10 protein-coding genes are annotated in these 13,866 nt (G+C 63.4%); all 10 read right to left on the reverse strand.

What is annotated here, in order from left to right; genetic code table 11:
- Nucleotides 1-3: 3 nt before the first annotated feature.
- Nucleotides 4-3,039 (reverse strand): aminopeptidase N, encoded by a 3,036-nt coding sequence (gene pepN / locus Q0C23_RS01030; RefSeq protein ID WP_291510518.1) that lies wholly within the window; start codon nt 3,037-3,039, stop codon nt 4-6.
- A gap of 8 nt (nt 3,040-3,047) precedes the next feature.
- Nucleotides 3,048-3,905, reverse strand: coding sequence for a thiol:disulfide interchange protein DsbG (dsbG, locus tag Q0C23_RS01035; RefSeq protein WP_291510519.1), 858 nt, complete (start codon nt 3,903-3,905; stop codon nt 3,048-3,050).
- A 152-nt stretch (nt 3,906-4,057) separates the two neighbouring features.
- Entirely contained in the window at nt 4,058-6,655 is a 2,598-nt protein-coding gene (gene clpB / locus Q0C23_RS01040) for an ATP-dependent chaperone ClpB (protein WP_291510520.1), read from the reverse strand.
- Nucleotides 6,656-6,687: 32 nt separating this feature from the next.
- Nucleotides 6,688-7,845, reverse strand: coding sequence for an MFS transporter (locus Q0C23_RS01045; protein WP_291510521.1), 1,158 nt, complete (start codon nt 7,843-7,845; stop codon nt 6,688-6,690).
- A complete protein-coding gene (gene aroC / locus Q0C23_RS01050) occupies nt 7,845-8,939 on the reverse strand; it encodes a chorismate synthase (protein WP_291510522.1) in 1,095 nt (364 codons plus the stop codon). Before aroC ends, Q0C23_RS01045 begins: the two co-directional genes overlap by 1 nt.
- 3 nt (nt 8,940-8,942) lie before the next feature.
- Nucleotides 8,943-9,737 (reverse strand): GTP cyclohydrolase FolE2, encoded by a 795-nt coding sequence (folE2, locus tag Q0C23_RS01055; protein ID WP_291510523.1) that lies wholly within the window; start codon nt 9,735-9,737, stop codon nt 8,943-8,945.
- 41 nt (nt 9,738-9,778) lie between these two features.
- On the reverse strand, nt 9,779-11,653 hold the full coding sequence (gene dxs / locus Q0C23_RS01060) for a 1-deoxy-D-xylulose-5-phosphate synthase (RefSeq protein WP_291510524.1): 1,875 nt from the start codon (nt 11,651-11,653) through the stop codon (nt 9,779-9,781).
- Nucleotides 11,650-12,564 (reverse strand): polyprenyl synthetase family protein, encoded by a 915-nt coding sequence (locus tag Q0C23_RS01065; RefSeq protein ID WP_291510525.1) that lies wholly within the window; start codon nt 12,562-12,564, stop codon nt 11,650-11,652. The genes dxs and Q0C23_RS01065 overlap by 4 nt, the downstream gene beginning before the upstream one ends.
- A 2-nt stretch (nt 12,565-12,566) precedes the next feature.
- On the reverse strand, nt 12,567-12,830 hold the full coding sequence (gene xseB / locus Q0C23_RS01070) for an exodeoxyribonuclease VII small subunit (RefSeq protein ID WP_291510526.1): 264 nt from the start codon (nt 12,828-12,830) through the stop codon (nt 12,567-12,569).
- Between the two features lie 78 nt (nt 12,831-12,908).
- Nucleotides 12,909-13,859: a protein translocase subunit SecF gene (gene secF / locus Q0C23_RS01075; protein WP_291510527.1), complete on the reverse strand. Its 951-nt coding sequence runs from the start codon at nt 13,857-13,859 to the stop codon at nt 12,909-12,911.
- Nucleotides 13,860-13,866: the final 7 nt, after the last annotated feature.

Here is a 13,866-nt window from a genome sequence, read left to right on the forward strand (position 1 = left end):
GCCTCAGCAGGGGCCGAGTCTCTCCCGTTCCCGCTCGATCTTATGCGCCACCAAGGCAATGGACAGGGCGAGTCGGTACTGATCGCGGTCGAGCTCCCACTCGCGGGCCTGCTCGGCATCGAAATGCTGGCCGGCACAGCAGTCCTGCAAGGCCTTGCAGTCCATGCTGTCGGACAGGAAGCCCGCCAACTCGGCGACCTGATCGGATCCGAATACCTCTGCCGCCGCGCCGAGATCCCCGATCTCCTTCCGAGCCACCAGCTCCGCTACCGCCAGGGTGGCGGCATCCAGGCACCTTTCCTCCGCTTTTTCCAGGCCTTTCTTCACTGCAGTGTCGATGTCGACGTTCATTTCGCGCGCTCCTGAAGGATGAATGGAAATGGAATGCGGTCTAACGGGATGGGCTGGGGCCTCCGTCGCCGCCTCGCGGCAACGGCCGAGCACCTCGGCAAGGTCACGCGACAGGGCAGGCTTTCGAGCGAGCTCGGCGATGACCTCCTGCATGTGCCCGCGACGCCGCTCGTCCAGCCGCGGCCAGCGACTCAGCACCGTTGCCAGACGAGCGGCCGTCTGCGGGTTGATATCGTCGAGACGACGGAGCTGTTCGCCGAAAAAACGGTAGCCGGAGCCATCGGCGGCGTGAAAGACCGTGGGGTTGGCGGCAAATGCCCCCAGGACCGAACGCACCCGGTTGGGCACACGCCAGTCGAAATCGGGATGCACCAACAGATTGGCCGCGCGATGCAGGGTCGCCGGTTCCGCCCGCCCCAGCTGGATACTGAACCACCGATCCAGCACCAGCGGATGGTGGCGCCAGGTCCAATAGAAATCCATGATCAGATCTTCACTGTCGTGGTCGACATCCTGGACCAGCAATGCGTAGGCTGCCAGACGTTCGCTCATGTTGTCGGCCTCTGCGTATTGCAGACGTGCCAGGGCAATGGCCTCCCAGCGCAGACGATCGTTGGCCAACAGATAGGACAGGGCAAGCTGACGCAAACGCCTCTGGCCCACGGCCAGACCGTCCAGACGGTAGGGCGCGGCAAGCCCCTGATACCAGGCCATCCAGGTCTCGCCGAAGAGCTCGCCCAGCGCCTTACGCAAGGCCTCGCGGGCAGCATGGATGGCATCCACCTGAAGTATCTCCATCTGCTCGCCCAGATAATCCTCCGACGGCAGGGTCAGCAGTTCGGCACAGAAGGCCGGGTCCTCCGGCCACTGGGCGGTGACGGCCGCAACCGCCTCGCGCAGGTCGGCGCCGGGCAGAACCTGCTTTGGCTCACGGATGTAGCCGAGCAGCTCGCGAATGGCCAGGGCCTGAAAGTTCTCCCAGCGGCTGAAGGGATCATCGTCGTGACGAGCAAGAAAGGGCTCGGCGCTGGCCGCATCGCTGCGTTCGAGGATGATGGGGGCAGAAAAGCCTCGGAACAGAGAAGGCACGCAGGGCCCGGATATCCCGGTGAAGGTCCATTCCTGCCGTGTTTGCGATAGCATCAGGACGGTTTCCTCACCCAGATGGGCACCATCCAGCTGCAGAGGCAAACGCTTACCCGCGTGATCGAAGAGGGCGACACGCACGGGTATGGGCACCGCCGTCTTGGTGGGCTGCCCCGGGGTTGCCGGGGTCCGCTGCGACAGCTCCAGACGCAGGCTGCCCGACTCTGGATCCGGGTGCCATCGCGCCACGACCCGCGGCGTACCTGCCTGCGCATACCAGCGGCGAAAGGCCTGTAGATCGCAGCCACTGCCCACTTCCAAGGCCGTCAGAAAATCCTCGATGGTTACCGCCTGGCCGTCGAATCGGGCGAAATATTCGTCCATGCCCGCCCGAAAACGCGCAGGACCCAAGGTGGTATGGATCATACGCACGATTTCTGCGCCTTTTTCGTAGACCGTCGCCGTGTAGAAATTGTTGATCTCGGCGTAGACCTCGGGTCGCACGGGGTGGGCCAAGGGGCCTGCGTCCTCCGGAAATTGCGCAGCACGCAGCCGGCGCACATCGGCAATGCGCTGCACGCCGCGAGAATTCTGATCCGCCGAGAACTCCTGATCGCGAAAGACGGTCAGCCCTTCTTTCAGGCTCAGCTGAAACCAATCGCGCAAGGTGACGCGATTACCGCTCCAGTTGTGGAAGTACTCGTGCGCGATCACCGATTCGACGTGCAGGTAATCGTCGTCCGTCGCCGTCTCGGGACTGGCCAGCACGTATTTGGTGTTGAATATGTTGAGGCCCTTGTTTTCCATCGCCCCCATATTGAAGCTGTCGGTGGCGACGATCATGTACCGTTCGAGGTCGTATTCACGCCCGTAGACCTGCTCGTCCCAGGCCATGGCCCGCTTGAGACTGTCCAGGGCCCGCCCGCAGGAGTCGCGGTAACGCTCGGCGACGTAGACCTCCAGAGCGACCGATCGACCGCTCATGGTCGTGAAATGGTCGCGCTCCACCACGAACTTTCCAGCCACCAGCGCGAACAGATAGCAGGGCTTGGGGAAGGGGTCGCGCCAGCGCGCCCAGTGCCCGCCGGCATCGTCTGTCCCCACTGCCTCAAGATTGCCATTGGCCAGCAGGATCGGATACTGATCTCGGGCAGCGTGCAGGGTGACGGTGAAGGGCGCGAGGCAATCGGGCCGATCCAGATAGTAGGTGATGCGACGGAAACCCTCAGCTTCGCACTGGGTGAGGAGCACGCCATCGGCAGCATACAGTCCCGACAGCTGGGTGTTGGCCGACGGGCAGATCCGCACCCGGCTGCTCAGGGTGAAAGTCTGGGGAGGACGCCGCAGGCGCAGACCATCGGCGACCAGGTCATAGCGATCGGCCGCCAGCACCTGCCCGTCGAGACGCAACTCCAAAAGCTCCAGGTTCTCACCGTGGAGAGTCAGACTCTCCGGCGGTTCCAAGCTGCGACAGCGCATCTGCAGTTCCGCAGACACCTCGGTACGGTCTGCATCCAGATAGAAGTCGAGGGAGGTGGCGACGATGTCATACTCCGGAGGTCGATAATCCTCGCGTCGAATTCCCTGGATGCTGGCCATCATTGCCGCCATCAGCTGTTTTTGCAGCTACCGTGCTCGAGAGAATGGATCTCCTTGAGGAAAGACCCCAGGTCCTTGTCCGGAAGTCCGTGCTTGAGCACCACGGCATTGTGGTCGTTGCAGTAGAGTAAGGTCGGGGTGGCTACCTCGCCACTCTGCTCCAACAACTTGGTGTTGTTCTGCACGGCACTGACCGTTGCGGGCGTGGGATCCTTGGCAGGCTGGATACCACCCTCTTCCGTCGCCTCATCGAAACCCTTCTCGTTCTCCGCCATGGCCGCCGCCGGATCCTTGGCACCCAAGATGGCCTCGGCCTTGCCGGCGCTGCTGGGCTTGAGGAAGGCCACCACGACAAAGCGGACCCGCAACTTGCCAGCGGCAATCAGGGGCTTGGCCTCCTCATAGAACTTGTGACAAAAGATGCAGTTGGGATCGACAAAGGCGGTGATCTCCGGTCCCCCGCTACCGAGTACGAAGCTGTCGGCATCTGCCGCCTTCTTGGCCAGGGCCTCGGGAGTCTCGGGTTTGGGTATGAGGCCGAGCTCCATGGCCTCCTGCCGCATCTGATTCTCACCGGCGGCATTGAAAACCGTGCCGACGACGAGGTATTTGCCGTCGGGCGTCAGGTAGAGGATGTTGGGACGGCCGTCGATCTGAACCAAGGCCCCGGTCAAACCACCGGGGCCGGCAAAAGTCTTTTCCACTTTGCCAACACCGTGGGTCAGTCCATCCACGAGCTTCTGAGCCTCGGCCTGCGACACGACGTCCGCCTTGGCATAGGGAATGGGCAGATATTTTCCAGCGAAGACGCCACCCAGAGCGCCCACCACCAATAGACCTACCGCCAGCGCTACCGTTTTTGTCTGCATGCCCTGCCCTTTCTCTGTCCACATTCGCTCAATTCGAATGGGACATGTTAACCCGCAAGGCTCCCTGCTTCCAGTCGCGGGCCTCGCACCGGCTCCCGAACCCGGATATCCAGGCTCATCCCGGATATCCGCAGAGCCACGATCTGCCTAGATCAGTGGAGAGTGGAGGGGCCGAAGACGAAGTGACCATCCTGGGCGTCGACGTGGATCACCTGACCGGGAGCGAACTCACCTCGCAGCAGGCGCTGCGCCAAGGGATTCTCGATCTCCCGCTGGATCACCCGCTTCAGGGGCCGCGCTCCGTAGACCGGATCGAAGCCTGTCTCCGCCAGGAGGTCGACGGCCGCATCGCTCAGCAGAATGTCCAGATCCCGCTCACGTAGACGGGCGCGCAGGGAGCCCATCTGAATCTCGGCGATGGAACGCAACTGCTGCCGGCTGAGCGGCTGGAAGATGACCAGTTCGTCGATGCGGTTGAGGAACTCCGGCCGGAAGTGCCCTTGGACCACGTCCATCACCGCCGCCCGCATACCGTCGATGTCCCCTAAGCGTCCGTACTCCTGGATGCGATCCGAACCGAGATTGGAGGTCATGACGATGACGGTGTTGCGGAAGTCCACCGTCCGCCCCTGTCCATCCGTCAGACGTCCATCGTCCAGCACCTGCAGGAGGATATTGAACACCTCCGGGTGAGCCTTCTCCACCTCGTCCAGGAGGATGACGGAGTAGGGCTTGCGCCGCACCGCCTCAGTGAGATAGCCGCCCTCTTCGTAGCCGACGTAGCCGGGCGGCGCGCCGATGAGGCGGGCGACGGAGTGCTTCTCCATGAACTCGCTCATGTCGATGCGCACCATGTGCTCCTCGGAGTCGAACAGAAATTCCGCCAGAGCCTTGGTCAGTTCGGTCTTGCCCACACCCGTGGGGCCCAGGAACAGGAAGGAGCCAATGGGGCGGCGCGGATCCGAAAGACCTGCGCGCGAGCGGCGGATGGCATTGGCCACCGCGGTGACGGCCTCGTCCTGCCCTACCACCCGCGCACGCAGGCGCTCCTCCATCTTGAGCAGCTTTTCCTTTTCCCCTTCCAGCATCTTGGAGACGGGGATACCCGTCCAGCGAGAGATGACCTCGGCGATCTCCTCCTCCGTCACCTCGGTACGCAGGAGGGTGGGCGCCTTGCGCTGGCCATCGGCCTCGTGTTTTTCCGCCTCCCGCAGTTTGGCTTCCAGGGCGGGGATCTGCCCATACTGGATCTGCGCCATGCGCTCCAGATCGTTGGCGCGCCGGGCATTGTCCAGCTCCACCCGTAGACGATCCAGCTCCTTCTGGATCTGGGAAGTGCCTTCGATGGCGAGCTTCTCACTTTTCCAGATCTCTTCCAGCTCTTGATACTTGCGCTGCAGCTCGGCGATCTGGCCCTCCAGGATCTCCAGACGCTTGCGGCTGGCTTCGTCCTTTTCCTTGGCCAGAGCGACCCTCTCGATGTTCAGCTGAATCAGGCGGCGTTCCAGCTCATCCAGCTCCTCGGGCTTGGAATCGATCTCCATCTTGATCCGAGAGGCCGCCTCGTCCACGAGATCGATGGCCTTGTCCGGTAGATTGCGGTCGCTGATGTAGCGGTGGGAGAGCTGCGCCGCCGCTACCAGGGCCGGATCGGTGATGCGCACGCCGTGGTGAGCCTCGTAGCGTTCCTTGAGGCCACGCAAAATGGCAATGGTATCCTCGACACTGGGCTCATCCACCAGGACCCGCTGGAAGCGCCGCTCCAGGGCCGCGTCCTTTTCGATGTACTTGCGGTATTCGTCCAGCGTGGTGGCGCCGATGCAATGCAGCTCACCCCGGGCCAGGGCCGGTTTGAGCATGTTGCCGGCGTCCATGGCGCCCTCGGCCTTGCCCGCGCCAACCAGGGTGTGGATCTCATCGATGAAAAGGATGATGTTCCCCTCGGCCTTGGCCAGATCATTGAGCAGGGCCTTGAGGCGCTCCTCGAACTCGCCGCGGAACTTGGCACCGGCGATGAGGGCGCCCAGATCCAGACCCAGCAGGCGTTTACCGCGCAGCGATTCCGGCACCTCGCCGTTGACGATACGCTGAGCGAGCCCTTCGACGATGGCCGTCTTGCCTACCCCCGGCTCGCCGATGAGGACCGGGTTGTTCTTGCTGCGCCGCAGCAGCACCTGGATAGTGCGACGAATCTCGTCGTCGCGGCCGATAACCGGGTCCAGCTTGCCCTGGGCGGCGCGCTCGGTGTAGTCCAAGGTGTACTTTTCCAGGGCCTGGCGCTGCTCCTCGGCATTGGGATCGTTGATCTTTTCACCGCCGTGCAGTTCCTGGACAGCCTGTTCCAGATCCTTGGCCGAGGCCCCCGCTTCTTTGAAGAGGCGCCCCGCCTCGCCGCGGTCCTCCAGCAACGCCAGAAGGAAGTGCTCCGTGGAGATGTAACTGTCGCCCCGCTTCTGGGCGATCTTGTCCGCCAGATTGAGAAGGTTGCCCAGGTCCCGGCCCATCTGGACCTCGCCCGGCACGCCCTCGACTCGGGGCAAGGACTCCAGCGCCCTGCCCAAGGCGTTGCGCAGCGCGTCCACGCGCACTCCTGCCTTGGCGAGCAGCGGTCGGGCAATGCCGCCGTCCTGATCGAGGAAGGCCAGAAGCAGGTGAACCGGTTCCATCTGCTGATGGTCGCGGGCAAGGGCCAGGCTCTGGGCCTCCTGCAGGGCTTGTTGAAATTTGGTGGTCAGTTTGTCGACACGCATGGCGTTTCCGGCTCCATAAAAGGTCTCCCCCCTTAAATGATAGCCGCGACTCCGCTTTTCAAGGGGCGCAGGGCGGGCAGGAGTCCGACGAGACCAAGCCAGGCCAGGATGCCGGCAGCGGCGAAGGCCCCCACGCTACCCCAGTGTCCCCAGGCCCAGCCCGCGGCCAGTGCCCCCAGTCCGCCGCCGAGACCGTAGACGAGACTGGCGTACAGGGCCATCCCACGGGAACGCAGGCGCATGGGGAAACGGGCGAAGATCCAGTGTACCGCCGCCAGGTGAAAGGCGGCGTAACTGAAGGCGTGCAGACTCTGGATCAGAAAGATAGGGATGAGGCCGGGCCAGACGGCGATCACCAGCCAACGCGTCCCGGTGAGGACGAAGGCATGGATGAGCACCCTGCGCAGACCGAAGCGACGCAGGATACGCTCACCGTACCAGAAGAAGACCACCTCGCAGATGACCGCCCAGGACCAGAGCAGTCCCACCCAACCAGCGTTCAGCCCATGGGCCTGAGCGTCGATGGAAAAGAAGGCGTAGTAGACCCCGTGGCTGGCCTGCTCCAGAGCCCCTGCCGCGAGAAAGGCCCACAGCCGCCAGTCGCGCAGCTGCGGCCCGAGGGATACCCGCTCCTGCGAAGGTGCGCGCGGCGGATAGGGCAAGCGGCGGCTGAACCACCAGGCGGCCGCCAGGAAGGCGGCGATGCCCGGCAGAAAGACGTCGAGGCCCCAGATTTGCACCAGCCCCCCCATACCGAGCGCAAGCGCGATGAAACCGAGGGAGCCCCACAAGCGGATACGACCGTAGGCCCTGCCGTTGCGCTCGGCCCAGTCCAGGGTCGCAGCGTCCACCAGGGGTAGGGTCGCCGCCCAGAAAAAGGAAAAAGTCAGGGTAATGAGCAGCAGACCCCAGAAATTACCGTGCACCAGCTCCAGGGCCAGAAAACCCGCTGCCGTCAGCAATGCTGCCAGCGGCACGATATGGGCACTACCCAGACCCTGCGCGAGCCAGCCCCAGAGATTGGGCCCCAGCACCTTACTGAACTGCACGGCGGCAGTGAGGATACCGATGGCCAGTGCACCCTGACCGGTACTCTTGAGCCAGGGACCCCAGTACGGCATGAAGGCACCGAGGGCACAGAAATAGAAAAAATAGAAGGCGACGAGGGCCCGGGCCTCGCGACCCACCATCAGCCCGCCGGAATGGGCTGGATGGGGGCTTGGACGTCCGCGTTCTGCGCCCGCTGGCGCAGCACGTGATCCATGAGAACGAGGGCCAGCATGGCCTCAACGATGGGCACGGCACGGATGCCGACACAGGGATCGTGGCGCCCGGTGGTGGAGACCTCGACGGGCTCGCCGTGCAGGTCGATGCTGGGTCGCGGGATGCGGATGCTCGAGGTGGGTTTGACCGCCACCGAAACGCGCAGATCCTGACCGCTGGAAATACCACCCAGAACGCCGCCGGCATGGTTGCTGAGGAAGCCCTCGGGGCGCATGCCGTCACCGTGTTCGCTGCCTTTCTGCTCCACCACCGCAAAGCCATCGCCAACGGCGATGGCCTTGACGGCATTGATGCTCATGAGGGCCTTGGCCACGTCCGCTTCCAAGCGGTCGAAGACGGGCTCACCCAGTCCCACCGGCATGTGCCGTACCCGCGCGTCCACCCGCGCGCCGATGGAGTCGCCGGCCTTGCGCAACTCGTCCAGATAGTCGGCCATGCGCTGGGCCGCCGCAGCATCGGGACAAAAAAAGGGGTTGCGCTGGATCTCGGCATCGTCGAAATCCTGAGCCACGATGGGACCCATCTGCGCCAACCAAGCCTGGATCTCCACCCCCAGACGATAGCGCAGATATTTGCGGGCGATGGCACCTGCGGCTACCCGGGTGGCTGTCTCTCGTGCCGAGGAGCGCCCGCCGCCGCGGTAATCGCGTCGGCCGTATTTCAAGAGATAGGTGTAGTCGGCGTGTCCCGGCCGGAATCGATCACGGATCTTGGCATAGTCCTGAGAACGCTGATCGACATTGCGAATGAGCAGACCGATGGGGGTTCCCGTCGTCTCACCCTCGAAAACCCCCGAGAGAATCTCTACCCGATCCGTCTCCTGCCGCTGGGTCGTGTGGCGGGACTGACCGGGGCGACGACGATCCAGATCCTGCTGGATGTCCTCCTCCGTCAGTGGCAGGCCGGGCGGGCAGCCATCGACGATGCAACCAATGGCCGGACCGTGGCTCTCGCCAAAGGTCATCACCCGAAAACACTCGCCGATGCTGCTTCCCGCCACGCCTCAATTATCCATCTGGATCTCGGCGTAGGCCGAATGGTTGTGTATGGACTCGAAATTTTCCGAAGAGACCGTGAAACGACGGATCCGCCGATCCTGGCGCAGGCGCAGGGCGACATCCCGAACCATATCCTCGACGAATTTCGGGTGATCGTAGGCATACTCCGTCACGAACTTCTCATCGGGACGCTTGAGCAGACCATAGAGCTGGCAGGAGGCGACGGATTCCACCAGATCGATGATATCCTCGATCCACACCGTCTGCCGGGTATCGGCGCGCACCCAGACGTGGGAGCGTTGATTGTGGGCACCGTAGTCGGAGATGCTCTTGGAGCAGGGACAGAGACTAGTGACCGGCACCATTACTCCAAGCTCGAGCCGCAGACCAGCAGCGGTCCGTTCTGCCTGGATTTCCACCTCGTAGTCCAGGAGGCTTTCCACCCCCGAAACGGGTGCCTTCTTATTCACAAAATAGGGGAAGCGCAGTTCCACACGCGCTTCTTCCGCCTCCAGGCGGTGGCGCACTTCCTCCAGAAAGCTGTCGATATTCGCTACCCCGACAGGCTCCGGATACTGGTTCAGAATCTCCAGGAAGCGGGACATGTGGGTGCCCTTGAGGTGGGCGGGCAAAGCCACGTACATGTTGCACAGGGCGATGCTGTGCTGGATCCTGCCGCCGCGGTCGCTGATGCGCAGAGGATGACGCACCGCCTTGACGCCAACCCGCTGAATGGCGATGGCGCGGGGATCGGCACGTCCCTGCACGTCCTCCAAGGTTTCGGCAGCACAATCTCTCACAGTGGGCCTCTCGGATAAAGGTTGACCAAATTGGTCAAATATTACGCCACCGGGGCGGGGTGGGCAAGGCGCCCCAACAGTTCTCTGCCCGCGGTGATGATACCGGCGGCATCCAGCCCCAGTTCCGCCAGCCAGGCTTTGGCATCGCCCTGCTCGATGAAGCTGTCGGGCAGACCAAGGATGCGCATGGACGGCCGCAGACCTTGGGCCAGCAGCGCCTCCGCTACGCCAGAACCGGCGCCGCCCATGGCGCAGCCCTCCTCCACCGTCACGAAAGCCTCGTGCTCTCGGGCCAAGCTTTCCAGGAGCTCCACATCCAGAGGCTTGACGAAGCGCATGTTGACCACGGTAGCGTCCAGGGCCTCCCCCGCCTCCAGCGCTGCCGCTGCTCGGGTACCGAAGGAGAGGATGGCCAGACGCCGTCCGCGTCGCAGCAGCTCGGCCTTGCCCAGCGGGACGGTGCGAGTCAGGTCGCGCTCCAGGGGCACGCCCACGCCTGCACCCCGAGGATAGCGCACCAGTGCCGGTCCCGGCAGGGCAAAGCCGGTATTGAGCATGTCGCGCAGCTCCTGCTCATCCTTCGGCGCCATGATGCAGAGATTGGGGATACAGCGTGCGTAGGCCATGTCGAAGGCGCCCTGGTGCGTTGCACCGTCGGCCCCCACCAACCCTGCCCGATCGACGGCAAAGAGCACCGGCAGATTCTGGATGGCGACGTCGTGCAGCAGTTGATCGTAGGCCCGCTGGAGAAAGGTGGAGTAGATGGCGACTACCGGATGCTGGCCCTCGCAGGCAAGCCCCGCAGCAAAGGTCACGGCGTGCTGCTCGGCAATACCCACGTCAAAGTAGCGCTCGGGATAGAGCTGCTGGAAACGCACCAGGCCAGAACCCTCGCGCATGGCCGGAGTTATGGCGACGAGGGTGCTCTCGGCCGCCGCCTTATCGCAGAGCCAGTCGCCAAAAACCTGAGTGTAGCTGGGAGCGCCGCCACTTTTCTTGGCCATGCGGCCATTCTCGCGATCGAAGGGGGTCACACCGTGATAGGTGCAGGGATCGGCTTCCGCTGGTGCAAAACCCTTGCCTTTGCGGGTAATCACGTGCAAGAGCCGCGGCCCCTTGATCTTCTTGAGGTTCTCCAGGGTGGGAATCAGTACATCCAGGTCATGACCGTCGATGGGACCGTAATAGTGGAAACCCATCTCCTCAAACAGCACCCCCGGCGACACCAGCCCCTTGACGCCCTCTTCCGCCTTGCGTGCCAGCTCCCGCAGGGGCGGCACGAGGCTCAGGGCCTGGCCCGCCCCTTCGCGCATGCTGTTGTAGAACCGGCCCGAGAGAATGCGTGTGAGATACCGGGAGACCGCACCCACATTGGGGGAAATGGACATCTCGTTGTCGTTGAGTACCACCAGAAGATCGGCATCCAGGACACCGGCGTTGTTGAGGGCCTCGTAGGCGAGACCGGCGGTCATGGCACCGTCACCGATGATGGCCACTACCTGCCGTTGCTGCTGGCTGAGCTTTGCCGCCACCGCCATACCCAGGGCCGCACTGATGGAGGTACTGGAGTGTCCGGCACCAAAGGCATCGTAAGGGCTCTCGTCGCGCTTGAGGAAGCCCGACAGGCCATCCTTCATGCGCAGGCGCTGAAAGAGTGGTCCCCGGCCTGTCAGGATCTTGTGCGGATAGGCCTGGTGACCGACGTCCCAGACCAGCCGGTCTTCAGGCGTAGCAAAGACGGCATGCAGGGCGACGGTGAGCTCCACCGTTCCCAGACAGGAAGCCAGGTGCCCACCCGTCTGGCTGACCGTCTCCAGAAGAAACTGCCGTACCCAGCGTGCTACCGCTTTCTGCTCGCTGCGACTCATCTGCCGCAGGCCCTGTGGATCGGGAATCTGCTCCAGCAAAGGATTCATCGGTTTCGCTCGACGATGAGGCGGGCCAGTGCCCGCAGGTGATCGCCCTCACTACCCCAGGGCGCAAGGGCATCCAGGGCCTCCTCCAGCAGGCGGCGTGCGTAGCGTTGCGCCTCCGCCAGACCCAACAGACTGACGAAGCTGGGTTTTTGGCGACTGCGATCAGCCCCCTGGCGAGCCTTGCCCGTCTCGCGGATATCCCCGATCTCGTCGAGGATATCGTCCTGCACCTGAAAGGCCAGACCGATGCGATCGGCATAGGCGAGCAGGGCCCGCGCCTCGGCGGAATCCGGGCCGAGCGCAGCCGCCTGCAAAGGAAGCTGCAAGGCGCAGCGGATAAGCATACCGGTCTTTTGTAGATGCATCTGCTCCAGAGCCGGCTGTGCCAGCTCGTGACCGACGGCGGCCAGATCGATGGCTTGTCCCCCCACCATACCGCGCGAGCCCGCCGCGCGGGCAAGATCCAGCACCATGGCAAGCTGCTGGGCCGAGCTGAGACCCGCGACGGGCTCGGCCAGGACCTGGAAGGCATGGGTGAGCAAGGCATCGCCCACGAGGATGGCCGTCGCCTCATCAAAGGCCTTGTGGCAGGTAGGCCGACCGCGCCGAAGATCGTCGTTGTCCATGGCCGGCAGATCGTCGTGGACCAGGGAATAGGCATGTACCATTTCCAGGGCCGCCGCAGCACGATCCAGAAGCTCCTCGGCAACACCCAGGCACTGTCCGCCGGCGTACACCAGCAAGGGGCGCACTCGCTTCCCTCCCCCCAGACTGCTGTAGCGCATGGCCTCGTGCAAACGCCCGGGCAGGATATCCGCCGGCGGCAGGAGCGCTTCCAGCACCTTTTCTATACGTTCCACCCGGCGCTGGCGGAATTCGGCAAAAGACTCGGTTGCGGCTGCACTATGCAAGATCACGGCTCCTCGTCACGAACCATGGGGACAGGCGTCTCTTCGGAGCCCAGGAGGATGGATACTTTCTGCTGCGCGTCCTGCAACTGCGCCTGCGCCCGGCGCGCCAGTTCCATTCCCTGCTGAAAGAGCACTACGGAATCCTCGAGGCCCAGCTGTCCCGACTCCAGGCGGCGCACCGTCTCCTCGAGGGAGGCCAGGGTTGCAGCAAAGTCGGGCGACGCCTCCGCATCCTTCGTCTGCGCTGGATCTGCTCTAGCTGTCATGATCTCTCCATTAAACCGCAGGGCGACGGGGCGAACAAGGGCAGCATTTCCCGTCTGGGTGCATCTGTGGCGGCGCTCTCAGAGCGTCGCGCCGTCCTTCCGATCCTTGGCGCTGATGAACTGGCGCTTGAGGACATGCTCTCGCTTGAGTCCGAGCCACAGGGCAATGGGGCTGGCAATGAAGATGGACGAGTAGGTGCCCACCACCACGCCGATGACCAGGGCCGTCGCAAAGCCGTGAATGACCGGCCCGCCGAAAAGGAAGAGCGACAGGGCCACCATGAAGGTGATGAAGCTGGTGATGAGGGTTCGCGACAGAGTCTCGTTGATGGCGATATTGAATATCTCTGCCACCGAACCGCTGCGGCTGGCACGCAGGTCCTCGCGCATGCGGTCGAAGACGACGACGGTGTCGTTGAGAGAATAACCCATGACCACCAGGAGTGCCGCGATCACCGTCAGCGAAAACTCCTGCTGGGTCAGGGCAAAAAAGCCCACCACGAGGATAGGATCGTGCAGCATGGCGGCCACGCCACCCACGGCAAAGCGCCACTCGAAGCGAAAGCCCACATAGATGAGAATGCCCAGGGTGACGATGATCAACGCCATGATGCCCTTGTTGCGTAGAGCCTTGCCCACCTCGGGTCCGACGTATTCGGTACGTCGTAGCTGGACGCCCGGAAACTGCTGCTGATCCTTCTGAAAGACTTGCAGGATGCGGCTCGCCACCGCACTGCTCTCGCCCGGTTGGGTGCGCAGGCGGATGAGCAGGTCGCGGTCGCCACCGAAGGTCTGTACCACCGCGTCGTGGTAGCCGGCCTTGTCCAAGGTGCCACGCACGGCGGCCAGATCCGGTGTCTGACTGAAGCCCAGTTCCACCAGAGTACCGCCTGTGAAGTCGATACTGTAGTCAAGGCCGCGCACCAGATAGGCAAGGATGGAGGCGACGATCAGCAGCGCCGATATCCCCAGAAACAGGAAACGGCGCGACATGAAATCGACGTGGGTTCGGGTTTTGAGCAGTTCCATCTTGACC

Origin of the sequence: Acidithiobacillus sp. (genome assembly GCF_023256195.1) — a bacterium.
Classification (GTDB): Bacteria; Pseudomonadota; Gammaproteobacteria; order Acidithiobacillales; family Acidithiobacillaceae; genus Acidithiobacillus_A.